Origin of the sequence: Streptomyces sp. NBC_00647, assembly GCF_045207245.1 — a bacterium.
GTDB lineage: Bacteria > Actinomycetota > Actinomycetes > Streptomycetales > Streptomycetaceae > Streptomyces.
Window position 1 is genome coordinate 1135807 of the sequence record NZ_CP109040.1, and the last position, 24898, is coordinate 1160704.

General features: G+C 72.4%; 19 protein-coding genes. 6 read left to right on the top strand and 13 right to left on the bottom strand.

The features are described 5' to 3' along the window. Nucleotides 1-53 precede the first annotated feature (53 nt). Nucleotides 54-2285, top strand: coding sequence for a 1,4-alpha-glucan branching enzyme (gene glgB / locus OG788_RS05035; RefSeq protein ID WP_406369270.1), 2232 nt, complete (start codon nt 54-56; stop codon nt 2283-2285). 32 nt (nt 2286-2317) lie between these two features. Here glgB and OG788_RS05040 read toward each other — a convergent pair whose 3' ends face one another. Then, complete coding sequence (locus tag OG788_RS05040; protein ID WP_406369271.1) at nt 2318-3745, bottom strand: M1 family metallopeptidase; 1428 nt, start codon at nt 3743-3745, stop codon at nt 2318-2320. Between the two features lie 281 nt (nt 3746-4026). Then, on the bottom strand, nt 4027-4815 hold the full coding sequence (locus OG788_RS05045; RefSeq protein WP_406369272.1) for a PIG-L deacetylase family protein: 789 nt from the start codon (nt 4813-4815) through the stop codon (nt 4027-4029). A gap of 256 nt (nt 4816-5071) precedes the next feature. On the opposite strand from OG788_RS05045, the gene OG788_RS05050 reads away from it, so the two are divergent. Together OG788_RS05050 and OG788_RS05055 are read left to right on the top strand one after the other, a co-directional pair. Further along, entirely contained in the window at nt 5072-5971 is a 900-nt protein-coding gene (locus tag OG788_RS05050) for a Gfo/Idh/MocA family protein (protein ID WP_406369273.1), read from the top strand. A 125-nt stretch (nt 5972-6096) separates the two neighbouring features. Further along, nucleotides 6097-7038: an ATP-dependent DNA ligase gene (locus tag OG788_RS05055; RefSeq protein WP_406376671.1), complete on the top strand. Its 942-nt coding sequence runs from the start codon at nt 6097-6099 to the stop codon at nt 7036-7038. Nucleotides 7039-7232: 194 nt separating this feature from the next. On the opposite strand, the gene OG788_RS05060 is transcribed toward OG788_RS05055, so the two are convergent. The 4 genes from OG788_RS05060 to OG788_RS05075 all read right to left on the bottom strand — a co-directional run bounded on the left by OG788_RS05060 (nt 7233) and on the right by OG788_RS05075 (nt 10638). Continuing rightward, nucleotides 7233-7601 carry a DUF6479 family protein gene (locus OG788_RS05060; protein ID WP_351553999.1) on the bottom strand — a complete coding sequence of 123 codons (369 nt, stop codon included), beginning with the start codon at nt 7599-7601 and terminating at the stop codon, nt 7233-7235. A 77-nt stretch (nt 7602-7678) separates the two neighbouring features. After that, complete coding sequence (locus tag OG788_RS05065) at nt 7679-8497, bottom strand: methyltransferase domain-containing protein (protein ID WP_351553996.1); 819 nt, start codon at nt 8495-8497, stop codon at nt 7679-7681. 49 nt (nt 8498-8546) lie between these two features. Beyond that, nucleotides 8547-9881, bottom strand: coding sequence for an MFS transporter (locus OG788_RS05070; protein WP_406369274.1), 1335 nt, complete (start codon nt 9879-9881; stop codon nt 8547-8549). 145 nt (nt 9882-10026) lie between these two features. Further along, nucleotides 10027-10638: a LysE/ArgO family amino acid transporter gene (locus OG788_RS05075; protein WP_406369275.1), complete on the bottom strand. Its 612-nt coding sequence runs from the start codon at nt 10636-10638 to the stop codon at nt 10027-10029. A gap of 66 nt (nt 10639-10704) precedes the next feature. Here OG788_RS05075 and OG788_RS05080 point away from each other — a divergent pair, with 66 nt between their 5' ends. After that, on the top strand, nt 10705-11625 hold the full coding sequence (locus OG788_RS05080; RefSeq protein WP_406369276.1) for a LysR family transcriptional regulator ArgP: 921 nt from the start codon (nt 10705-10707) through the stop codon (nt 11623-11625). A 200-nt stretch (nt 11626-11825) separates the two neighbouring features. Then, nucleotides 11826-14375: a SpoIIE family protein phosphatase gene (locus tag OG788_RS05085; RefSeq protein WP_406369277.1), complete on the top strand. Its 2550-nt coding sequence runs from the start codon at nt 11826-11828 to the stop codon at nt 14373-14375. Nucleotides 14376-14421: 46 nt separating this feature from the next. On the opposite strand, the gene OG788_RS05090 is transcribed toward OG788_RS05085, so the two are convergent. Continuing rightward, nucleotides 14422-15408 (bottom strand): aldo/keto reductase, encoded by a 987-nt coding sequence (locus OG788_RS05090; protein WP_406369278.1) that lies wholly within the window; start codon nt 15406-15408, stop codon nt 14422-14424. 73 nt (nt 15409-15481) lie between these two features. After that, the gene (locus tag OG788_RS05095) at nt 15482-16147 is read right to left on the bottom strand and encodes an NUDIX domain-containing protein (protein WP_406369279.1); all 666 of its coding nucleotides are present in this window, start codon (nt 16145-16147) and stop codon (nt 15482-15484) included. Between the two features lie 107 nt (nt 16148-16254). Between OG788_RS05095 and OG788_RS05100 the strand changes: the two genes are divergently transcribed. Further along, complete coding sequence (locus OG788_RS05100; protein ID WP_356470823.1) at nt 16255-16608, top strand: hypothetical protein; 354 nt, start codon at nt 16255-16257, stop codon at nt 16606-16608. Nucleotides 16609-16632: 24 nt separating this feature from the next. Here the strand turns inward: OG788_RS05100 and OG788_RS05105 are convergent, their stop codons facing one another. From OG788_RS05105 to OG788_RS05125, 5 genes are all read right to left on the bottom strand, one after another. Next, nucleotides 16633-18528 carry a discoidin domain-containing protein gene (locus OG788_RS05105; protein ID WP_406369280.1) on the bottom strand — a complete coding sequence of 632 codons (1896 nt, stop codon included), beginning with the start codon at nt 18526-18528 and terminating at the stop codon, nt 16633-16635. Nucleotides 18529-18794: 266 nt separating this feature from the next. Beyond that, nucleotides 18795-19790: a LacI family DNA-binding transcriptional regulator gene (locus OG788_RS05110; RefSeq protein ID WP_406369281.1), complete on the bottom strand. Its 996-nt coding sequence runs from the start codon at nt 19788-19790 to the stop codon at nt 18795-18797. A gap of 212 nt (nt 19791-20002) precedes the next feature. Then, complete coding sequence (locus tag OG788_RS05115; protein ID WP_406369282.1) at nt 20003-20875, bottom strand: universal stress protein; 873 nt, start codon at nt 20873-20875, stop codon at nt 20003-20005. Nucleotides 20876-20989: 114 nt separating this feature from the next. Then, nucleotides 20990-22030 carry a LacI family DNA-binding transcriptional regulator gene (locus OG788_RS05120; protein ID WP_351553960.1) on the bottom strand — a complete coding sequence of 347 codons (1041 nt, stop codon included), beginning with the start codon at nt 22028-22030 and terminating at the stop codon, nt 20990-20992. A 62-nt stretch (nt 22031-22092) separates the two neighbouring features. Continuing rightward, nucleotides 22093-24888, bottom strand: a complete 2796-nt coding sequence (locus OG788_RS05125) for a glycoside hydrolase family 3 C-terminal domain-containing protein (RefSeq protein WP_406369283.1) — start codon at nt 24886-24888, stop codon at nt 22093-22095. Between the last annotated feature and the right edge of the window lie 10 nt (nt 24889-24898).

The window sequence follows — 24898 nt, forward strand, 5'->3', positions numbered from 1 at the left end:
CTCATCACTCCCCCTGACCACCCTCAACACCCCCACTGCGAGAGGCCCAAGCCGTGACCCGCACCGCATCCACCCGCGTACGACGGGCCAAGCCCGTCTCCCCGTCGGCGCAGCACGCCGCGCTGGACCCCATGGATCGGGGGCGCCTTCTGGCCGGCGCCCATCACGATCCGCACGCGCTGCTGGGTGCGCATCCGGTGCCGGGCGGCGTGGTGTTCCGGGCGCTCCGGCCGTACGCCCAGGGCGTGGCGGTGCTGGTGGACGGACAGCGCACGGCGCTGGACGACCTGGGCGACGGGCTCTTCGGGGCCGTGCTGCCGCTCGACGCGATTCCCGCGTACACCCTGCTGGTGACGTACGACGGCACCGAGTTCGCTTCCGAGGACCCCTACCGGTTCCTGCCCGCGCTCGCCGATCTGGACCTGCATCTGATCGGCGAGGGCCGGCACGAGGAGCTGTGGCGGGCGCTCGGCGCCGAGCCGATGACCCACGAGGGTGTCGAGGGCACCCGCTTCACCGTGTGGGCCCCGAACGCGCAAGGGGTCCGGGTCTGCGGGGACTTCTGCCACTGGGACGGCGCCGCCGGGTTCCCGATGCGTTCACTCGGGTCGTCCGGTGTGTGGGAGGTGTTCCTGCCCGGCATGGGTGAGGGGGCGCTCTACAAGTTCGACATCACGCGCCCCGACGGATCCCGCACCCTGCGCGCCGACCCGATGGCCCGCCGCACCGAGGTGCCTCCGGCGACCTCGTCGGTCGTGACACGGTCGTCGTACACCTGGCAGGACTCGAAGTGGATGAAGGAGCGGGCGAAGCGCCGGCCGCTGCACGAGGCGGCGTTCTCCGTGTACGAGGTGCATCTGCCGTCCTGGCGCCCGGGTCTGACCTACCGTCAACTGGCCGACCAGCTCCCCGCCTACGCCACCGACCTCGGCTTCACCCACGTCCAGCTCATGCCCGTCGCCGAGCACCCCTTCGGTGGCTCCTGGGGCTACCAGATCACCGGGTTCTACGCACCCACCGCACGTCTGGGCACCCCCGACGACTTCAAGTTCCTCGTCGACGCCCTCCACCGCGCCGGTGTCGGCGTCCTCATGGACTGGGTACCCGCCCACTTCCCGCGCGACGACTGGGCCCTCGCGGAGTTCGACGGCCGTCCGCTCTACGAACACGCCGACCCGAGGCGCGCCGACCACCCCGACTGGGGCACCCTCGAGTTCGACTACGGCCGGCGCGAGGTCCGCAACTTCCTCGTCGCCAACGCCACCTACTGGTGCGAGGAGTTCCACATCGACGGCCTGCGCGTCGACGCCGTGGCCTCCATGCTCTACCTCGACTACTCCCGCGAAGAGGGCCAGTGGGCCCCCAACGAACACGGCGGGCGGGACAATCCCGACGCCGTGGCGTTCCTCCAGGAGATGAACGCGACGGTGTACCGCCGCAATCCCGGCGTGGTCACCATCGCCGAGGAGTCCACCGCCTGGGACGGCGTCACCCGTCCGACCTCCGACGGGGGTCTCGGCTTCGGCCTCAAGTGGAACATGGGCTGGATGCACGACTCGCTCGAGTACATCCAGCACGAGCCGATCCACCGCAAGTACCACCACAACGAGATGACGTTCTCGATGATGTACGCCTACAGCGAGAACTACGTCCTGCCGATCTCCCACGACGAGGTCGTGCACGGCAAGCAGTCACTCGTCTCCAAGATGCCGGGTGACTGGTGGCAGCAGCGCGCCAACCTCCGCGCCTACCTCGCCTTCATGTGGGCCCACCCCGGCAAGCAACTCCTCTTCATGGGCCAGGAGTTCGCCCAGGGAGGCGAGTGGAAGGAAGCCCACGGCCCCGACTGGTGGCTGCTGGACCCCGCCTACGGCGCCGAGGCCGACCACCGCGGGGTCCAGGATCTCGTCCGCGACCTCAACACCCTCTACCGTGGCGAACCCGCGCTGTGGGAACGCGACACCGATCCGTCCGGCTTCACCTGGGTCGCCGGGGACGCCGCCGACGACAACGTCTTCGCCTTCCTGCGCCACGCCGCCGACGGCACCCCCCTGCTCGCCGTCTCCCACTTCTCCCCCGCCGTCCGCCACAACTACCGCCTCGGCGTCCCCGAGGACATCCCCGCCTGGCACGAAGTCCTCAACACCGACGCCCTTCGCTACGGCGGAAGCGACATCGCCAACTCCGAGCCGGTGAAGGCCGAGGCGATCGGCATGCACGGCCGTCCCACGAGCATCGAGCTGACGCTGCCGCCGCTCGCGACGGTGTGGCTGCGGCCGGCCTGAGCCGTACCGCAGCCGCACCGGGCAGGCCCGCCTCAGGGAGAGGCGGGCTTGCCCGCCGTGAAGAGCCACGTGTGGAAGAGACCCGAGAGGTCCTTGCCGGACTCCCGCTCGGAGAGCTTGATGAACTGGGCCGTCGTGCCGTGCCCGCCGCGGTGGCCGGCGGCCCAGGAGCGCAGGATGCGGAAGAACGCGGGATCGCCGACGGCCGTGCGCAGTTTGTGCAGGGTCATGGCCCCGCGGGCGTAGACCGGCGTCTCGAAGATGTGCTCGCCGCTGCCGGGATCGGCGGGCGGGAACGCCCACAGGTCCTTGCCCGCGGGGGTGGCGTAGAGCGAGTCGAAGGTCTGCTGCGCGCTCTTGCCGCCGTGCTGCTCGTTGTAGAGCCACTCGGCGTACGTGGCGAAGCCCTCGTTCAGCCAGATGTCCTTCCACTTGGTCAGGGTGACGGAGTCACCGAACCACTGGTGGGCGCTCTCGTGGACGAGGGTGTCCAGGTCCGGCGCGGAGTCGTACACGGGCCGTGTCTGGGTCTCCAGGGCGTAGCCGACCTGCGGCGCGCGGTCGACGATGGCTCCGGCGGCCCGGAACGGGTAGGGGCCGAAGAGCTTGCTCTCCCAGGCCAGGACGGACGGCAGCTTCTTCAGGACCGGCGCGGCGGCGGTCGCCTCGCGGGGGTCCACCGCGTTGTAGACCTTGAGGCCGTCGCGGGTGGTGTACTGCTCGACCTTGAAGGTGCCGACGGTCGCCGTGGCGAGGTAGGCCGCCATCGGCTCGGACTGCCGCCAGCGGAAAGTGGTCTGTCCGTGGGCGGTCCTCCGGCCGAGCAGGACACCGTTCGCGACGGCGGTCCGGCCCTTGGGTACGGTCAGCGTGAAGTCGTACGACGCCTTGTCCGTGGGGTGGCTGTTGGCGGGGAACCACGTCATCGCGCCCTGGGGTTCACCGGCCACGAACGCGCCGTCGTCCGTGGGGATCCACCCGTCGAGGGAACCGTCGGGGTCGGTCACCGGCTTGGGCTTACCGGAATAGGTGACGGTGACGCGGAACTCCTGGCCCTTGCGCAGAGCCTTGTGCGGGGTGACGACGAGCTCCTGGCCGTCGCGCGTGAAGGCCGCCTTGGCGTGGTCGACGGTGATGCCGGTGACCTTCAGCCCGTTGAGGTCGAGGTCGAAGCGGGTCAGCCGCTGGGTGGCCCGGGCGGTGATGACCGCCTTGCCGTCGAGGTGTCCGCTCTTCGGGTCGTAACCCAGCGTCAGGTCGTAGTGGTGGACGTCGTAGCCGCCGTTGCCCGAGAGGGGGAAGTACGGGTCTCCCGCGCCGGCGGAGCCCACGGTTCCGGCCGCCGTGGCCGGTCCTGCGGCGGTCAGCAGCGCGGCGAGGGCGACGGGGACGGCCGCGACAACGGCTTCGCGGCGAAGGACGGTTGTGCGTCGTGCGGCCTCTTGCGGGCGTGGTGTCACGTTCGCTCCTCCGGTTCGACGGTGATCACTCGCGCACAGCCTATGAGCCGCTCCTCCGCCGATCGCCACGATCTGGTCAAAGTTGCGCCCCGGCCGTGTCGGCCTTCCTGATGCTCGGCGGCGGAAAGCCGTCGGGGCGGCGTGCCGACGCACCCGGGCGGGTCGCGCGCGGCGGCCGGCCCGGGGGTGGCTGCGCCCGGGACCGTCCCCGGTCGCTGTACCCGGGCCGGTCCCGGATGCTGATCCCGGCCCGGCCCGGGGAGAGGCGGCTCTGTCGGGGCTCAGACCCAGGGCGGCGGGCCGTCGGGGACGAGTTGGTGGACGTCGAAGAGGACGGCGGATTCGACGCCGAGCGCGGATCCGCCCATGCCGGCCGCCCAGGTGAGGAACGGGCGCGGTTCGAAGGCGCCCGCACCCAGGGCCTTGGTGTACTCGGCGTGCGCCTCCAGCGAGGCGATGCCGCGTTCGAGGGGTTCGCCGGTGACGTCGACGCCGTGGGTGGGCTGTTCCGGTCCGGCGAAGCACACCATCCGGATGCCGTTCCAGGGTTCCAGACCTTCGTCGGCGAGTTCGGGGAAGATCCAGCGATTTCCCGCATCGCGTGCCGCGTCGAGGGCGGCCAGGCCCACGGCCCGGTGGTCCGCCTGATTGGTGATGCCGCCGATCATCCGCACCGTGAACGCGCCGGACACCACGATCTCCGGCCGGTGGCGGCGCATCGCGCGCACGATCTCCCGGCGGAGCCCGAGCCCGTACTCGACGACGCCGTCGCGATGATCGAGGAACTCGACCGTCTCGACACCGACGCGCAGGGCACCGGCCCGCTCCTCGGCCTCGCGCAGCGGTGCGGCCCGGTCCGGGTGCAGGCCGTCGATGCCGGCCTCTCCCCGGGTCGCCAGGAGATAGCTGACCTCCTTGCCCTGTGCCGTCCACCGCGCCACGGCACACGCGGTGCCGTACTCGATGTCGTCCGGGTGCGCGGCCACGGCGAGACATCGCTGCCAGTCCTCCGGCAGCGCGGGCAGGCCCGAACCGCCCGCGGAGCCTGCTTTGTCCTGTGTGGGATCCATGTCCCGCATGATGGCGCGTGGCCTGTCGCGGGGGACAGAGGCGCGCTCTCCGCGTTCGTACGCCGGGTTCTCGCGCCCCTGCGAGCCCGACGGGCCGGGAGGCACGCCCGCGAGATCCGTCCTCCTGGTCGAACACCGCGCCGGCGTGGTGAAGTCTGTCCACACGTCCGATGATCCGACGCCGGGCTGCCGCCGTCCGCCTCGTCGTCGGCGCCGCCGGGCGACGGTGCGTCAGGCCCCGTACACCGCTGAGGAGATGCCCGTGACCACAACCTCGCCCACCTGGACCGACGCACCCGTGAGGGTGGGGCTCGTCGGCGCGGGGCCCTGGGCGCGGGCCGTGCACGCCCCGGTGCTCGCCGCCGGCCCCGAGACCCGGCTGACGTCGGTGTGGGCACGCAGGCCCGAGGCCGCCCGTGAGACGGCGGCTCCGCACGGCGCCGTCGCCGCCGCGACGTTCGAGGAACTGCTCGACGACTGCGAGGCGGTCGCGTTCTCGGTTCCGCCCTCGGTGCAGGCCGAACTCGCCCCGCGGGCAGCCGAGGCGGGCAAGGCGCTGCTCCTGGAGAAGCCGCTCGCGCTCGATCTGCCCTCGGCGCGGCGGCTCGTGGACGCCATCGACGCCTCGGGAGTCGTCTCCCAGCTCGTGCTGACGAACCGCTATCACCCGGCCACCCGGAAGTTCCTCGCCGAGGCCCGGGCGCTGGACGTCTCGGGCGCGCGGTCCTGCTGTCTCAGCGGCGCCTTCCTGGGCGGCGACTTCGCGACCCCCTGGCGTCTCGAGCACGGGGCTCTGCTGGACCTCGGGCCCCACGTTCTCGATCTCCTGGACGCGGCGCTGGGGCCGATCGTCCGGGTGCGCGGGGCCGGCGACCCGCGGCGCTGGGTCGAACTCACCTGCGAGCACGACAGCGGCGCCGTGAGCCAGGCCTCCGTGTCCGGGTCGGTCGACGTCGAGCGCGGCATCACCCGCATCGAGCTGTTCGGCCGGCATCCCGAGCTGGTCTTCGACGGCGGAGCGCTCGACCACGAGGAGTCCTGGCCCGTGCTGCGCCGCGAGTTCGCCACGGCCGTTCGGTCGGGGCGCTCCGGCGAACTCGACGCCCACCGCGGACTGCGCCTTCAGACCCTGATCGCCCAGGCGCTGTGCAGCTAGGAGGCCGGAAGAGGGCCGACGGCGCCGTCCCCGCGCGGCCGTTCGGGCGAAACGGGCGGCGGCGGAGCGTGCGTGATCGGCGGTGTGTCGACAGAACAGCTGTGGACCTGCCGCTGATCGCCCCCATGCTCGCGACCCCAGGAACCCTGCCGCCCGCCGGACAGGACCCGCGCTGGGCGTACGAGACGAAGCAGGACGGCCAGCGTGCCGTGGTCTATCTGCCCGGGGACGGCAGCGTTCTGCTGCGGGCCCGTTCCGGGGAGGACATCACCGCCGCCTATCCGGAACTCCGCGCCCTGGGCGGCGTTCTCGGTTCGACCGCCGCGATCCTGGACGGCGAGGTGCTGGTCCTGGACGACCAGGGCCGGGGCGACTTCCAGCTGTTGCAGTCCCGGATGGGCCTCGCCCGGTCGCCGGGCAAGGCCGCGCGGCGCGCGGATCAGGCGCCCGCTCATCTCGTCCTGTTCGACGTGATGCGTCTGCGGGACGATCTCACGGGCCAGAGGTACGCACGACGGCGGCAGACGTTGGAGAGCCTCGCCCTCGACGGGCCGTTCTGGTCGACGCCCGCGGCTCTCGTGGGGCACGGCGAGCAGGCCCTGCGGGCGACGCGGGAGAACGGTCTGGAAGGGCTGGTCTGCAAGCGGCTGGACTCGGTCTACGAGCCCGGCGTGCGCTCACGGTCCTGGGTGAAGATCCGCAACATGAGGACCGCGGACGTCCTCGTCGGCGGCTGGGTCCCCGGGAGGGGGCGCCTGTCGGGACTGCCCGGCGCCGTGCTCGTGGGTCAGCGGGACGCGGGGAGGCTGCGATATGTCGGGAGCGTGGGCACGGGCTGGAGCGAGGCCGAGCGCGTCGAACTGGCCCGGCTCCTGCGGGCCGCCGAGACCGGCCGCTGCCCCTTCGACAGCCTCCCGCGAGCGGCCGAGGCACGCTGGGTGCTGCCCCGGCTGGTGGGCGAGGTCCGCTACAGCACCCGTACCCGGGCGGGACTGCTGCGCCAGCCGTCATGGCTGCGGCTGCGTCCCGACCTCGCGCCCGAGGACTCGGCGGCCGATCTGCCGTGACCCGTGGGACGGATGAAGGGTCCGGCTGCCGGAGCAACTGCGAGGCTCGGGCCTCCCCGCCGCACACAGGCGCGACGCGAAGGAGCCCGCCCCTTGCGAGGTCCGGCTTCCCGGTCGGGGCCCCAAGTCCGGCTTCCCGGTCGCGACACGAAGGAGCCGGCCGCGCGCGAGCGGCCGGCTCCTTCGCGTCCCGGTCAGGTCCTGCCGGGGCCGCCGCTGCCGAAAGACCCGCTGGATCCCGGTTGCCAGCGCTTGCGATGCTGGTCGTCGGCGTGTTTGGTTCCCGCCGAATGCATGTTGTAGGGCATCAGCCGCTCGCTCTCGTTCGCGGCGTGCGGGACCTCGTCGGGTTCCCGCATCTCCCGTTCCTCGTGCACCGCCCCGCCCTCGGGCAGTCTGGGCTGCTCCTCGGGAGTGGGCGGGGGCGACTCCAGGCGCCGCACCCTGATGCCCATCCGGACGGCCCAGACGAGCGCGCCGGCGATGACGAGGCCGCCGATGAAGGCGGCGCCCGCGTTCAACGTCGAACTTGCTGCGATCAGGTCATGGCTCGCGATGTTCATGGTGTTCGCGTACCCCCAATACCAGGGGAAATTTGCGTACTAGCCCGTCAGCGACGGCCATCCCATTGTATTCCGGATCATTCCGGACGGTGCGCCACGGCCCCGAACATCGTCACGGACATGTGCAGACCGCCCTGCCGCGCCGCCTCCGTGAGGTCCTCGTAGAGGCGGTCGCGCTGGGCCTCGCCGATGAGTCCACGCTTCAGCGCCGAATCGCCCAGCATGCGGATGAGCGGCCAGGCGACCGAGGTGTGCTCCTGGAGGAGGGCCTGCGATCCACGGTCGTCGATGACCAGCCCGGCGCCCGTCAGCCGCCCCACCAGTTTGCGTCCGGAGTACGGGTCGGCGGCCGCGGAGAGCGCGCCGGAGGTGAGCGCGGCGACCGTCTCGGGGTCGCCGGGGTGCAGGATCGTGGTCGCCCAGTCGGTGTCCAGCAGGGCGACCCGCCCGCCGGGGCGCAGCACGCGCGCTATCTCGAAGACGGCCTTCTCCGGTTCGACCAGGTGCTGGAGGACGCGCTCGCACCAGACCACGTCGACCGTGGCGTCGGGCAGCGGCAGGGCGAGGGCGTCGCCGTCCGCGAAGCGGGCCGCACTGCGCTCCTCGATCGCGCGCTGCTCGGCCACCGTCCGCAGGCCGGGGTTCGGTTCGATGCCGAGCACCCTGCCCCGGGCACCCACGGCGGCCGAGAGGCGCCGGGTCTGCGAGCCGGTGCCCGCGCCGATGTCGAGCGCCCGCTCTCCGGGCCGCACACCCAGGGCGGCGTGCGCCCAGGAACGCAGCCGCTGTACGCCGTCGTTGACGTCCTGCGCATCCAGGGCGCCCACCAGCCGGGCCGTACTGTCCGCGCTGATGTTCTGCGCGTGGAATTCCGAGGTAGGTCGCGTGTCCCCCATGGCGGTCACTCTAGAACCACCAAGGTCCATTCCGTATTCAGATCACTATTCAGATTGTGTAACGCCTCAGGGCCGGTGTGGCCAGGGCGAGCCCCAGCACCGCCACGATCACCAGCAGGCCGCCGCCGGCTACCGCGGCGGGTGCGCCGAAGGCCGATCCGGCCGTGCCGTGCAGGACGTCGGCGACGCGCGGGCCGCCCACGACGACCACCGTGAACACGCCCTGGAGACGCCCGCGCATCTCGTCGGTGGCGGCGGACAGCAGGATGGCGCCGCGGAAGACCATGGAGACCATGTCGGCGACTCCCGCCAGGGCCAGGAACGCCACGGCCACCCACAGGCTGCGGCTGAGTCCGAAGCCGGTGATGGCCGCGCCCCAGGCCGCGACGGCGACGATGACCATCAGTCCGTGCCGGCGGACGCGGGAGAACGTGCCCGACATGAGTCCGCCGACGACCGCGCCGACGGGGATCGCCGCGAACAGCAGTCCGAGCGCCGGTCCCTCGCGGACCGAGGAGTACGTCTCGGCCGCGAGCTGCGGGAACAGGGCGCGCGGCATACCGAAGACCATGGCGATGATGTCGGCGAGGAAGGACAGCAACAGGACCTTGTGCAGGGCGATGTAGCGGAAACCGGCCACCACTTCACGCAGGCCCGCCCGCCGGGAGGCCGAGCCCTTGAGGGGTGGCAGCGCGGGGAGCCGCAGGACAGCCCACACGGTGACGGTCAGCGCCAGGGCGTCGATCAGATACAGCTCGGGCAGCCCGATGAGCGGGATGAGCGCGCCGGCGAGCATCGGCCCGGCCACCGAGCCGGTCTGCATGACGGTGGCGCCGAGCGCGTTGGCCGCGGGCAGCTCGTCCGCCGGGACGAGCCGGGCGATGGACGCGCTGCGGGCCGGGGAGTTGAGTCCGAAGAACGCCTGCTGCAGGGCGAGCAGGACCATCAGGACGGGCACCGAATCCCGTTCGGTGACGGCCTGGACCCAGAAGAGCAGCGAGGTGACGGCTATGCCGATATTGGTGACGAGCAGCAGCTTGCGGCGGTCCACGCTGTCGGCGATCGCGCCGCCCCACAGGGCGAAGACCACCAGGGGCAGCAGCCCGGCGAGACTCGCGTAGCCGACCCAGGCCGAGGAGCCGGTGATGTCGTAGATCTGCTTGGGCACGGCGACCGCGGTGAGCTGGCTGCCCACGGCCGTGACGGCGGTCGACGACCACAGCCGCCGGTAGGCGGGGCGGCGCAGCGGCCGGGTGTCCATGGCCCAGCGACGCCATCCGGAGCGGCCGGTGCTGTCGGGTCCGGCGCTCCCGTCCCGCTCCGCGGCGCCGCTGTCCGTACTGCTGTCGCTCGTGTCCACGCTCGTCCTGGTTGCTCGATACATCTTTCGATTCAGGGATCACTATGACCGAGCGTGAGCGGCGTGTGTCCCCCGGGGACCGGATTGACCCGCGGGGCATCGGGCGGCGCGTGGTCGCGGGGCCGGCGTCCCGTGCTCGCGGATCAGCCGTACGACGGTGTACGCCTGCTCAGGCGCCCGCGATCAGCGCGGCGCCCATCGCGATCATCGTCGTCGCGACCAGGCCGTCCAGCACACGCCAGGACGCGGGGCGGGCCAGGAAACGGCCGAGCAGACGGGCACCGAACCCGAGGGCCGCGAACCAGCACAGGCTGGCGAGCGCCGCGCCCAGCCCGAACGTCCAGCGCAGCGATCCGCGGTCGGCCGCGAGCGAGCCGAGCAGGAACACGGTGTCCAGGTAGACGTGCGGGTTGAGCCACGTCAGGGCCAGGCAGGTGAGGACGGCACGGCGCCAGGAGCCCGTCGACACGGTCGCCGCGTGCAAGGCCGAGGGCCTCAGCACCCGCCGGGCGGCGAGGACCCCGTACCCGACGAGGAAGCAGCCGCCGATCAGCCCGACCGCGGTGAGCGCGGCGGGCCAGGCAACCACCACCGCGCCGACCCCGCCGACGCCCAGCGCGATGAGCACCGCGTCGGACAGGGCGCAGATGCCCACCACGGCGAGGACCGCGTCCCTGCGGATGCCCTGGCGCAGGACGAAGGCGTTCTGGGCGCCGATGGCGACGATGAGGGAGAGGCCGGTGCCGAATCCGGCGACCGCGGTGGTGAGGGCGTCTGTCATGCCGTCGACGCTAGAAAGCGGATCGTCGGGAGTACAGCTAAAGATTCTTACGTATCGTTAGCGTTCGTGATGACGGAACTCCCGCTCGATCTGGTGCGCACCCTGCTGGCCGTGGTCGACGAGGGCACCTTCGACGCGGCGGCCGCGGCGCTCCATGTGACGCCGTCGGCGGTGAGCCAGCGGGTGAAGTCACTCGAACAGCGCACCGGCCGGGTCCTGCTGATGCGGACGAAGCCGGTGCGGCCGACCGAGTCCGGCGAGATCGTGGTGCGTTTCGCGCGTCGGCTCGCCCGGCTGGAGCGCGACGCGCACGCCGAGCTCGGCATGTCCGGATCCGGGGAGCCCACGAGGCTGTCGATCGCGGTGAACGCCGACTCGCTGGCGACCTGGTTCCTGCCCGCGCTCACCCGCGTGCCCGAGGAGCTTCGGCTCTGCTTCGAACTGCGCCGCGAGGACGAGGACCACACGGCCGCCCTGCTGCGCGAGGGAGCGGTGATGGCGGCGGTGACGTCGTCGCCCGACCCCGTGGCCGGCTGTTCCGTCCGTGCCCTCGGGCGGATGCGCTACCTGCCGGTCGCGAGCCCCGGCTGCGCCGAACGGTGGCTCGGCACCACGACCGGCACGCCTCTGCGCGACGTGATCGGCTCCGCCCCGGTGGTGGCCTTCGACCGGAACGACGACTTCCAGGACGATTTCGTCCGCGCGCTCGCCGGCGGTCCCGGAGCGAGCGCGCTGCGCCACTTCGTCCCCACGTCCGAGGGGTTCGTCGATGCCGTCGTGGCCGGAATGGGCTGGGGCATGGTGCCCGAGGTCCAGGCCGGACCGCTGCTGCGCTCCGGGAGGCTGGTCCATCTCCTGCCGGGCCGGGGCGTCGACGTTCCGCTCTTCTGGCAGCAGTGGAAGCTCGACTCCCCCGCGCTCGGCGCGATGGCCGAGGCCGTGGCGGCCGTCGCCGCGGAGACGCTCGCCGGCGGAACGGCTTCCTGAATCACTCGCTCACGGACAGCTCACGGACAGCTCCCGAACCTCCCCCGACCCGGTATGTTCGCGCTGGGCACATCCGGGCGCGGCCGGGAAGAATGGCCTCACGTCCTGTGCCGCGGACGACGTCGAGGTGCGGTCAGGGACCTGAGAGGCGCATTCTTGCTGTGTTACCCCCCTGGTGGCGGGCGGACGAGGGCAGATCGATGACACGGAGCGCCGAGCGTGACGGCCAGGCGCTGGACAGCCTGGCCGCCCTGCTCAGTGACGCGGTGACGGACGCGATCCGGGCCGCCCGCGGCTTCGCGGGAGGCGTCTACCTGCGCTCCACCACGCCCGGGCTGCTGCGTCTCGCCGTGCTCGCGGGACTGCCGGGGCCCCTCTTCCGCCCCTGGTGGCGCATGCACATGGACCGGCCGTTTCCGGTCGCGGACGCCCACCGGCTCGGTGTGGAGGTGCTGCTCGCCGATCCGGCGGAGACGATGCGCCGCTATCCGCAGCTCGCGGCGGGGCTGCCGTTCCAGTTCGGTTCGCTCTACGTGCCGGTCGTGGGCGACTCGACCCCGTACGGCGTACTCACCGTGCTGCGCCCACCGGCCTCGGACGAAACCGAGGTCCTGCCGGACCGCGACCGGATGACAGCGGTGGCGGCGGAGCTCGGAGCGCGACTGGCGACGCTGGACAAGCTCGGGTCCACGGTCCTGTGGGACGGGGAACCGCTGGGCACACGGCCACCGGCCGACGGCCCGTCCACCCGGTGCGTCGGCGGCTTCACCTGGGATCCGGCCGACAACACCATGATCGCGGACGACGCCTTGTGGGCACTGCTCGGGATCCCCCGGGACGACTTCGCGGGAACGCCCGAGGCACTCGCCGACGCGGTGGCCCACGACGAACCCCGGCTCCTGCTGGCCGCCCTGCGCGAGACCGCGGCCGGCCGGCCGCCGCCCCATCCGCTGCCGGTCCGCACGAGCGGCGGCGGCCTGCGGCTCCTCGAGCTGTGGACCTCGGGTGGCGGGGACGTCCCGCCGTACCGGGTCAGCGGCGCACTCGTCGACCCGGGGCCGGGGCCCGCGGCGGACGGGGCGGCCGACCAGCTCCCGGAGGGCGTCTTCGCCCTCGACCGGCTCGGGCTCATCACCTACGCCAATCCACGCGCCGCCGAACTGCTCGGCCGCCCGCGCGGCGAACTGATGGGGCGGCTCCTGTGGGACGTGGTGCCGTGGATGGACGGCCCCGCGTACGAGGATCACCTGCGGGGCGCGCTGCTGACGCCCGACCCGGTGCACTTCCGCGCCCGGAGCCCGCTGGGCAACGGCACCGAGACCGTTCCGGGACGCCCGGCGGGAACCTGGCTGAGCTTCTCCGTCTATCCCGGCCCGGGCGGTGTGACCTGCAAGATCATGCCGCTGGGGCGAGCCGCGGAGGCCACCGGGAACACCCCCTTCGAGGCGGAGGCGGCGCGAGCCCTCGGGGCCGACCTCGAAGAGCCCGACACCGGGGTCCCGACCACGGCGCCGCTGTACCGGCCGATCGTCCTCGCGATCGCGCTGACCGAGGCCGTCACCGCACGGCAGGTGTCCGAGGTCGTGATGCGCGAGCTGCTGCCCGCGTTCGGCAGCCGCCGCCTCGCCATCTATCTGCTCCAGGACCGGCGGCTCTACCTGGCCTGGGAGACCGGCTTCCCTCAGGGATTCCTCGCCCCCTTCGACGGCGTGGGCCTGGACGCCAAACTGCCCGGGGTCGAGGCGCTCACCAGCGGCCGGCCGCTCTTCTTCGAGTCGATGGCACAGCTGGCCGCCGCCTATCCGGGCATCGCCCTGGACGCCACGGTCGGCGCCCGGGCCTTCCTGCCGCTGATCGCCTCCGGGCGCCCGGTCGGCTCCTGCATCCTCGGCTTCGACCGGCCCCGCACCTTCAGCACCGAGGAGCGCACGGTCCTCACCGCGCTCGCCGGTCTGATCGCGCAGTCCCTGGAGCGGGCGCGGCGCTACGACAGCGAGGCGGCCCTCGCCCGCGGGCTCCAGGAGGCTCTGCTGCCGCACCGGCTGTCGGCGCATCCCCTGGTACAGACCGCCGGCCGGTATCTGCCCGGCACCGTCGGCATGGACGTGGGCGGCGACTGGTACGACGTCGTCGAGGCCGGCGACGGACTCGCCCTCGTCATCGGCGACGTACAGGGCCACGGTGTCCAGGCCGCGGCCACCATGGGTCAACTGCGCAGCGCCGTCCGGGCGTTCGCGCTCGGAGACCATCCTCCGGACGAGGTGATGAGCGGCACCAACCGGCTGCTCATCGACCTCGACCCGGGCCAGTTCGCGAGTTGCTGCTATGTCCGGGTCAACCCGCTCACGGGTGTCGCCCGGGCCGCGCGGGCCGGGCATCCGCAGCCGCTGCTGCGCCATCCCGACGGCCGCACCGAGGTGCTGGACCTGCCCGGCGGCGTGGTGCTCGGCGTGGATCCGCATGCCGACTATCCCGTGACGGATCTGATGCTGGAGCCCGACGCCGTGCTGGCCCTGTACACGGACGGTCTGGTCGAGCGGCCCGGCACGGACATCGACGAGGGGGTCGAGGCCCTCCGCGCGACCCTGGCCCGGGCGGGCCCCCCGCAGCGCCTGCGGCCGGGCGGCCCGTCCTTGTCCCGCGCCGCCGATCTGCTCACCGCGGAGGCCCGGCAGGCCAACGAACGCCCCGACGACATCGCCCTGCTGCTCACCACCCGCTGGACACCCATCGACGGTGAGAACCACTAGGGGGTACTGCTCGGACCGCTCGCGGCCGTCCCGCCTCACAGGGGTGTCAGTGGGCCGCGTCCAAGCGGGCGCGCTGGTCCGGGGTCAGTTCCAGGTCCACCGCGGCCAGGTTCTCCTCGAGCTGGGCCACCGAGGAGGCACCGGCCAGCGGAATGACGGGCAGCTCGCCGCCGATCTGCCAGGCCAGCACGACCTGGTTCATGGTCGCCCCCGCCTCCTTCGCCACCTCCCGGAGCACGGCGAGCCGGCGGGCGTTCCCCGGGTGGTCGTAGTCGGACGGCAGCGGCTTGTCCGGCCGTCCGTACCCGCCGCCCAGCAGCGGCGAGTAGGCGACCAGGGTCAGACCGGGCTCGGCGCCCAGATAGCTGACGAGTTCCCCGGTCGCCGCTCCGAGACCACCCTCGGGGAAGAGCCCGCTCGGTATGTCGGAGCGGGGGCGCAGAAGACTGTGGTGGTACTGGAGGACCTCGTAGCCGGGCAGACCGGCCGCGGCGGCGAGAGCACGGGCCCGCTCCACGCGCCAGACGGCGTGGTTGCTCACGCCGAGCAGTCCGACACTGCCTTCCTCGACGAGTTCGGCGAACGCCTCCACGGTCTCGCCCGGCGCGACGGTGCGGTCCTCGATGTGCGCGTACAACAGATCGATCCTCTCCACGCCGAGGCGTTCCCGGCTCCGCTCGGCCGCTTCACGGATCACCTTGGCGGACAGGCCTTCGGGGTTGTCCTCGTAGCCGGTCCCGGGGGCCAGCGGGCGTGCTCCCAGTTTGGTCGCGAGGACGATCTCGTCGCCGATGCCCCGGCTGCGCCGCCAGCGTCCGAGCAGTTCCTCGCTCTGGCCGCCCTGGCCGCCGTCGGTCCAGAAGGCGTAGTTGTCGGACGTGTCGATGAAGGTGCCTCCGGCCTCGACATAGCGGTCGAGGACGGCGAAGGAGGTCTTCTCGTCGGTCAGTGAACCGAACAGCATCGCGCCGAGCGCGAGCACGCTCACCTCACGACGGGTCCTCGGGTCCGTGCCGATCGTGCGGTACCGCATGGGTGTTCCCTCCCGTTCGGGCCCGAAGTCCCCGGGCCTGAACAGGAGTCTGGAACTTGAAGTGCTCTTCAGGTCAAGTCTTCTTGAAGGGGCCCTCCAAGGCGGCCCACTGCAACAGCATGATGGTCTTGGCGTCGGCGATCTCCCCGGTGCGGATCATCGACAGGGCGTCCCGGAAGGGCAGTTCGACGATCTCGATGTCCTCGCCCTCCTCGTCCAGACCGCCTCCCTCGTGGGTGCGGGTCGACGAGCCGTAGGAGGCGGCGTAGAAGCTCACCCGCTCGGTGACCGAGCCCGGACTCATATAGACGTCGAAGACGTGCTCGACCGCGCCGACGGTGTGCCCGGTCTCCTCGATGACCTCCCGTCGCACGGCGACCTCGGGGTGCTCGTCCTCCTCGTCGAGGAGGCCGCCCGGTGTCTCGGTCAGCATGCCGTCCGGATGTCCGTTGACATACGCGGGATAGCGGAACTGCCTGGTCAGCAGCACGGTTTCGCGGTCGGCGTCGTACAGCAGGAGGGTCGCTCCGTTGCCGCGGTCGTGGGTCTCGCGCTCCTGGGTGTTCCAGGTTCCGTCGGCGAGCTGGAGGTCGAAGGTGGTGGTGCGTTCCACGTACCAGTGACACGAGAGGAGCTGTACGTCGCGGATCTTGACCCGGGGGTTGCCGGTCAGGTCACGGCCCACGCGGTCGAGTCCGGTACGGCCCCGGCGGTCGGGGGTGTCGATGCCTGCGGTCATCGCACGCCGGCCCGGCGGGAGCGGGAGATGTCGTTCATGTGCCCTGTCTACCATCCCGAGACCAAGATCCCGGTCACAGCGGGCCTTCGCCCGTTTAGGCTCACAGCATGGAACAGACGGAGATCATCCTGCGCGCCATCGGCGTGCTCACCGAGACCAACGCCATGGTGCGCAGGATCGCCCAGGACGAGGAGGACGGGGTCGAGTCGGCCGAGAACAACCTGGGCGCGCTCGTCACCGAGGTGTTCCCGCGCGTCGAGGTGCCCGGCGACGCCGGCCCGGCGGAGGCCGGGCAGGCGGTCGCGGACGCCTATCTGCCCGCCACGATCTCGCTGGTGGGCGCCTTCGCGTTCCTCTTCTCCGAACTCGCCGATCTCCACGACTCGGGTCGCAGCGACGTCAAGACGGCCGATCTTCTCCAGGATCTCGCCCTGCGGATGTCCCGGGCCGACAACACCTAGCGTCCGGCACGGCCCGGGGCCGCCTCACCTCTTCTGCTCGACGCGCACCCAGTCGATCTCGGCCTGGACTCCCCCGGCCGCCACCCGGTCGACGCTGGACTGGGGCAGCCCCCAGTACGGCGTCGTGACCTTGTTCCAGCCCGCCGGATAGGCACCCCCGAGGGCGAGGTTGAGGATGACGTACTGGTTGTGGTCGAAGACCCACTGGCCCCGGGTGGACTCCATCTTGTTGCGGGTCGTCTCCTGGACCAGGGTGTCGTCGACGGAGAAGCGCATGGTCGTCGGGGTCCATTCCACGGCGTACGTGTGCCACTGGTCGGCGCGGCCCCCGGCGGGATAGGTCTGGCGGGCACCGATGTTGCCGTCGGCCGAGTAGCCCGGGCCGTGCAGGGCCGTGCTGGTCCAGTCCGCGTAGCCGATGTTCTCCATGATGTCCGTCTCGCCGGACGCCGGCCAGGAGACCGAGGGATCGTCCACGTTGCTGCCGAGCAGCCAGAGGGCGGGCCAGAAGCCGTCCCCGACCGGCAGCTTCATCCGGGCGCTGACCCGGCCGTAGGTGAAGTCGAACCTGGTGTTGGTGTCGACGCGTCCCGAGGTGAAGTCGTAGGTACCGCCGCCCGGATGGGTGCAGCCCTTGCAGTACTTGGCCTTCAGGACGAGGTTTCCGTTCTGGGTGCTGATGTTGTCGGTGGAGTCGACGTACGCCTGGGATTCTCCGTTGACCGGCCCCATCTCCGAACCCGTCCTGACGACACGCCACTTGGAGCGGTCGAGACTCGCGCCCGTGAAGTCGTCGAAGAACGCGGTCTGATAGGTCCCTGTCTGCTCCCCGGGCAGTGCGGGGTACGCGGCGGCGGCGCTGCCTCCCGTGCCCCAGACCTGGAACTCGTACAGGGAATAGCCGAATTGGGCCGTCGCGGGCGCCGGGTTGTAGAAGGAGCGGCGTTCCTTGCCGAGCATCCGCACATAGCGGCCCGTCGTGGGCTGGGGCAGCGTGACCGTGTCGTGGCGGCCCTCCGCGTCTCCCGGGGCCTTGACGTCGGCTCGGCGTGCGGCGACCTCGGCCGCGGACGGACGGTAGACGGTGCGCCAGGTTCTGTTGTCGTCGGAGACCTGGAGCTCGTAGTCGACGGCGTAGGCGGCCTCCCAGTACAGGTCGACGGTGTCGATGGCCGAGGTAGCGCCCAGGTCGACGGAGATCCAGCGGTCGGCGTTCCAGTCACTGGACCAGCGGGTCGCGTCGCCCCTCAGATCGGCGGGCCATCCGCCGTCGGTGGCGAACGCGGGTGAATTGCCCGCGTGCTGATACAGGTTGGAGTAGGCGGGGTGGTTGAGGGCGAGGTTGGAACGGGTGGTCGACACGGGAGCGGGTGCGCCGCCGTAGACCTTGAAGGAGTACAGCGAGTAGCCGTACGGCGTGGCCCGTTCGACCCCGCGCAGCCGGACGTAGCGGCCGGTGACCTCCTGCGGATAGGTGTGGGCGGTGACCGAGCCTCCGGTGCCGGCGGTCTCGGTGAAGAACGGCGTCCAGTCGGTCCCGTTCCTGGAGACCTCCAGGACATAGCGCTTGCCGTAGGCGGCCTCCCAGTCGAGGGAGACACGGTCGACGCGCAGGACGGCGCCCAGGTCGACGCGGATCCAGGCGTCGTCCGCGAACTGGCTCGACCAGCGGGTCGTGGCGTCGCCGTCGAAGGCGAGTCCCGGGGTGGTGCCGCCGTTCTCGCTGCCCGAGGCGGTCACGGCGGCGGGGTTCGCGGCGTAGGCGGCCGCGGCACGGTCGGTGTCCCAGCCGGCGTCGGCGGCCACGGCGGCCGAGGAGTCGGGTGCGGGGCCGGCCAGCGCCGGGCCCGCCGAGAACAGCGACACGGCGGAGAGGGTGGCGAGGGCGGTCATCAGCGTGCGGCGGGTGCGGGATGGCATGCGGCTCTCCTGAGGGGAGTTGGGGGTGCCGGTCCGTGCTGATGTGCGTGAGCGAGCGGGGTGCGCGCCGGGTCCCACCGGTGCGCGAGGTGCTCGACATGCACGGTTCTCGGAACGAGGTGCCGGCGGTGCGACGGGCTCGCGTTGCGAGGCGCCGGCGATGTGACGTGCTCGCCGTGCGACGCGCTGGACGTACGAGGTGCTCGGGGTGCCGGGTGCCCATCTCGCGTGACGGGCTATGGGCGATGTGCGATGGGCGAGTGCGGCTAGAGCGCCGGGGTCGAGCGGCGTGCGATCAGGCGTGTGGGAAGCACCACGGGGGCGGTCGGGTACTCCTGGCCCGCGAGACGGGTCAGGAGCATGCGGGCGGCCGTTTCCCCCATGTCCCGCATGGGCTGGCGGATCGTGGTCAGGGAGGGCTCGGTGTGCCGGGCCACCGGAATGTCGTCGAAGCCGATCACCGCGATGTCGTCCGGGACCCGGATCCCGGCGTCGCGCAAGGCGGCGAGCACACCCACCGCCGCGAGGTCGTTGTGCGCGAAGACGGCGTCGAACTCCCGTCCCTGGGCGAGCAGTCGGCGGACGATCTCGCGCCCGTCGTCCTCGGTGAAGTCGCCCTCGACGACCAGGTCGAGCGGTACACCGTGTTCGGCGCAGGCGGCGCGGAACCCGGTGAGCCGGTCGCGTACACAGCCGAACCGCGAGGGTCCGGTGATCACCAGCGGCCGGCGCCGGCCCGCGGCGATCAGATGGCGGGCCGCCGCCGCTCCTCCCTCGGTGTTGGCGGCGGTGACGGACGGGAACTCCGGATGGTGTCCCCGGTCGTCGACGAGAACGGCGGGCAGGCCCTCGCGGTGCAGCGCGGTCACCATGTCCAGCGTGTTCTCCGGCTCCACCACGAGCAGTCCGTCGAAGGCACGCGCCGACACCTGGCCGGTGAAGCGTGCGACGGACTCGGCACCGCGGTTGCAGGTGAACAGCAGCAGACCGAAGTCGGCGGCCTCCACCGTGTCGACCACACCCTGCAGCACCTCGCCCATCCACGGCCAGGTCAGCGAGGGCACCAGCATGCCCACCGTACGGCTGCTGCCGCGGGCCAGGCCGACGGCGCCCGAACTGGGTACATAGCCCATACGGTCGATGACCTGCCGAACCCGTGCGGCCGTCGACGCGTCGACCTCCCCGCGAGTGTTCAGCACCCGCGACACGGTCGTCTTGCTGACGCCGGCAGCCTGGGCCACATCGGCAATGGTCACGGCCACAACTACCTCCCGGCGCAAGGGGATCGCGGCTCCGCGCGGCGTGTCCGGAACCGGTACCGGAACCGGTTCCGGCGCTGGGCGGGGAGTCAACCCGAGTGTCATGACATCGTCAATACTTCACGTCAAGATTGCTCCGGACCGGCCTCGACACCGGGCATGTCTTCGGGACTTGAACGCGGCCGGTGCCGCACCGGCCGCGTTCCGACGGGTCCTCAGGAGTGCGGAACCACCGCCACCGGGCAGGGCGCGTGGTGGATCACCGCGTGGGCCACCGAACCGATCCGCACACCGACCGCGGAGCGCTCGGCCCGGCGCCCGACGACCATCAGCTGGGCCTGGCCGGAGAGCGACAGCAGCACCTGACCCGCGCTGCCCATCTCGACGTGCTCGACGACGGGCACCCCGGGAAAGCGTTCCCGCCACGGCTGGAGCGCCTCGGCCAGCGCCTTCTTCTCATACGGCTCCAGGCCGCCGGCCTCGTCCAGCAGCTTCAGCGAGCCGGGGCTGTAGGCGAACACCGGCGGCAGGCTCCAGGCCCGTACGGCCCGCACCGTCGCGCCACGGGCAGCCGCGGTCTCGAACGCGAACCTGAGACCGGCCTCACCGTCCTCCGGACCGCCCTGCTGGCCCACGACGATCTCCCGGCCTCCCGCCTCCGCCTCGGGCCGGTCCTCCGCACGCACCAGCACGACCGGGCAGGGCGCCTCCGAGATCACCCGCTGCCCGACCGAGCCGAGCAGGAAGCCGACGAACGCGCCGTATCCGCGCGATCCGAGGACCAGGGTCCCGGTCTCGGCCGCGACGGCCAGCAGGGACTCCACCGCGTCGCCGTCGAGCACGTCGGCCGTCACCGGCAGACCGCCGTGCCGGTCCGCGACCGAGCGGGCGGCGTCCTCGGCCATCTCGCGTGCCCCGAGTGCCTGCTCCTCCCGGTCGCCACCGCCGACCATGTCGTGCGGGGGCCAGTGCCAGGCGTACACCACCCGCAGGGAGACGCCTCGACGGACGGCTTCGCGGCCCGCCCAGGCCAACGCCGCCCTGCTCTCGGGTGATCCGTCCACGCCCACGGTGATCGGGTGGGTCATGCGCCTGCCTTCCGTCGCCGGCCCGCCTGCCCGGCCGTGGCTCGTCCATCCTGACCGGTCCAGTGTCCGTCACCGGCGCCGGAGAACTCGCCGACCGGCCTCGCGGCACAGCGCCTACGCCGACGCGCGGACCACGAGTTCCGGGTCGAAGATCAGCGACGTGGGTTCGGTGCGCACACCCTGGATGTGCTCGTCGAGGAGACCGGCCATGGCCGCGGCCATCTCCTCGACCGGCTGCCGCACCGTGGTCAGCGGTGGGCGGCAGGTCACGGCCACGCTGGAGTCGTCGAAGCCGACGACCGCCACGTCGTCCGGCACGCTTCTGCCCCGCTCCCTCAGCACCTGGCACACGCCTTGGGCCATCAGGTCGTTGGCGGCGAACACCCCGTCCACGTCGGGGTGTTCGGACAGCAGTCCGGACATGGCCGCCATGCCGCTGTCCAGCGTGAAGCCGCCCTCGGCGACCGGCACGTACGGATGTCCCCTGCGGGCCATCGTGTCGCGGAACCCGGCGAGCCGGTCCTGGCTCGCGGCCACGCCCAGGGGCCCGGTGACGGTGACGATCTTCCGGCAGCCCCGGTTCAGCAGGTGCTCGGCCGCCAGCCGCGCCCCGTCACGGTGGGCGAGATCGACATAGCTGAGCCGCACGGGACGGGAGGGCCGGGCGAAGAGGACGGCGGGCAGTCCCGCGTCGGCGAGCAGCGCGGGCAGCGGGTCGTCGGCGTGGGTGGAGACGACGAGCGCGCCGTCCGCGCTGCCCTGCCGGAGGTCGGCGAGGACCTGGCTCCTGGTCTCCGCGGATTCGGCGAACATCAGAAGCGGATGCATCGAGCGGGGGCGCAGGTACCCCACCACGCCGCTGACGACCCGTCCGAAGAACGGGTCCGCGAACACGCGCGCGGCGAAGGCGTTCTGTTCCTCCCCCGGAGTGTCGCCCGCGCCGGAGACGATCAGCGCCACCGTCTGGCTGCGGCGGGTCACCAGCGATCTGGCGGCCCGGTTGGGCGCGTATCCGGTCCGCTCGATGGCCTGGCGCACCACTTCCTGAATCCCGGGGTCGACGTTGCGGACACCGTTGATGACCCGGGACACGGTCGCGCGGGAGACTCCGGCCTCCCGCGCGACATCCTCCAGCCTGGGAGCCTGTCTGCTCATGGCCGCACCCTAACCGCACGGCGCCGCCTCGGGATAGAGCGCTCTCCCCGGCCACCCGACGCTCAGTCAGGGGCTCGGACCAGCGCGGTGGCCGTCAGCGGGAGAGCGCCCGCGGAACGGCCCGCGAGGACCCGGTAGGGGCCGGGCTGTGTGCGCCACGCGTGCTCGTCCTGAGCCCAATGGCGCAGCGCGCGGGCCGGTATCCGCACCACCGCCGTGGTCCGCTCGCCCGCTACGGCACTCACCGCCGTGTACCCCGCGAGCCAGCGTTCCGGTCGCTCCAGCTCGCCGGGGGGCCCGGCGAGATAGACCTGGACGACCTCGCGTCCGGGGCGCGGGCCCGTGTTGCGCACCTCGACCCGCACGGTGAACGGCTCTCCGGCCACGATGTCGTCGGGGACGCTCATCCCCTCGTACGCCCATGTCGTGTAGCCGAGACCATGGCCGAACCAGTAGGCCGGTTCGCGGTGGTGGCGTGCCCAGGCGCGGTAGCCGATGTGCAGGCCCTCGCCGTAGTCGAGGTGTCCGGCCGTGGGGCCGGTGCGGGTGACCGGGGCGTCGGCGAGGGCCGCCGCCCAGGTCGTGGGCAGCCGGCCGCCGGGTTCGGCGCGGCCGAACAGCACGTCGGCGAGGCCCGCGCCGCCCTCCTGGCCGGGGAACCAGGTCAGCAGCACGGCACCGGCCGTCTCCCGCCAGGGCAGTTCCACCGGTCCGCCGCTGTTGACGACGACGACCGTGCGCGCGTTGGCTTCGGCCACCGCCCGGACCAGCGCGTCCTGATGGCCGCCGAGGCCGAGATCCGTTCGGTCGTAGCCTTCCGACTCGCCGTGCTCGGTGGTGCCGACGACCACGATCGCCGCGTCGGCCTCGCGGGCCGCCCGCGCCGCGTCGGCCAGGGCCACCGCGGCGTCGGGGCGCGGCGGGGCCGCGGTCACCACCGTGGCCCGGCCGGTCCCCGGGGCGAGTTCGCGGCGCGCCACGACACGCACCGCGCGTCCGGCCGTGAGAGGCACCGGAACGCAGTGGACGGGCGGGTTCACGTGGACGACCGCGGGATCGTCGGCCTCCTTGCCGAACTCCCCCGCCAGGACGCTGTGTTCGTCGACGGCGATGCTCATGCGGCCGAACCCGCCGATTCCGAGGGTCCACGAGCCGGAGATTCCCGGAAGCAGGAGGGCGTCGATCTCGACGGTGTGCGCACCGGGTACGGATGGAGGCTCCAACTGGCGTCCTCCGATGCGGTGTTCGGAATGCAGTTCGCGACCGGCCGCGTCGAGGAGGCGCAGCCTGACGCCGGGGTCGCCCGTCACCGGATCGGTGCACAGGTCCGGTGCCAAGGGAGATGGAGGGGCGTCGTTCGAGGGGCCGGATGCGTGCACGAGGCGCACGCCGTCGCCGAGCGCGGCCCTGATGCCGTCCAGCGGTGTGACGACCCGCCCGGGGAAGACGCCCGCGCTGCCGCCGCCCTGGGTGCGCGGCAGGGCCGCGTGCGCGCCGATCACGGCGAGGGTGCGCAACCGGTCGGGATCGAGCGGGAGAACGCCGCGGTTGTGCAGCAGGACGGCACTCGCCGCGACGGTGCTGCGCAGCAGGGCGAGCGCGCTGGATCGCCCTGCGGCGGGAACGGCAGCCTTCGGGGGCTCCGGCGCGGACGCCTGCTCCGGCTCAGGAGGTGACGGCGTCTGCGGCGCGGACCCTGGCACCGGCTCGCGCGGCGACGATCGCTCCGACGCCGACGGCAGTCCCGGCCCGGACGGCGACGGCGCCTCCGGCCCGGACGGCGACTCCGGCTCGCGTGACAACAGCGTCACCGGCCCGGACCCAGGCACCGCCTCGCGCGGCCAGGACGGTAAAGGCTCCGGCTCCCGCTCAGGCGAGGACGAAGCCCCCGGCGCGGACCCCACCGGCTCGCGCGGCGACGATCGCTCCGACGCCGACGGCAGTCCCGGCCCGGACGGCGACGGCGCCTCCGGCCCGGACGGTGGTCCCCCGAGGGCGCCGCACGCGTCCGCGAGCGCGAGCAGCCGCCGCACCTTGTCGTCGACGGCCGACCGCGGAACACGTCCCGCCTCCACGGCCCGCACCAGCGCCTCGCCCCAGGCACTCTCCGGTCCCGGCATCGCGAGGTCGAGGCCGGCGCGCGCGGCCGGGTCGCCGGCGCGCACCGCGCCCCAGTCGGAGACCACCACGCCGTCGAAGCCCCAGTCCCGTTTGAGGGGGTCGGTGAGCAGCGGACTGGCGGTCATCGTGGTGCCGTTGACGCCGTTGTATCCGGCCATGACGACCCGGACGCCGGCCTGGACGGCCGCCTCGAAGGGTGCCAGGTACACCTCCCGCAGCACCCGTTCCGACACCCGCACGTCGACGGTCAGACGGTCGGTCTCGGAGTCGTTGGCCACGTAGTGCTTGGCGGTGGCGGCCACACCGTGCGCCTGGATGCCCCGGACGAGCGCGGCGCCGGTGCGGCCGGTCAGCTCGGGGTCCTCGGAGAAGCACTCGAAGTGCCGCCCTCCCAGCGGCGTGCGATGGAGGTTGAGGGTGGGCGCGAGAACCACGTCGACGCCCTTGCGGCGCGCCTCGGCGGCCAGCAGCCCGCCGAGACGCTCCACCAGTTCCTCGTCCCACAGTGCGCCCAGCGCGGAGGCCGAGGGGAGCAGCAGCGAGCGATCACGCTCGTCCCAGGACTGCCCGCGCACTCCGGCGGGACCGTCCGACAGGACCATCTCCCGCAGTCCCAGGGCCGGTTCGGCCCGGGTGCGCCACGTGGTCGCACCCGTCAGCAGCCGGACCTTCTCGGGGAGGGTCAGTTTGCCGAGGAGCCGTTCGCGTTCCGCCTCGTCGTCCGTCGTCTCCGTCAAGTGCGGCCTC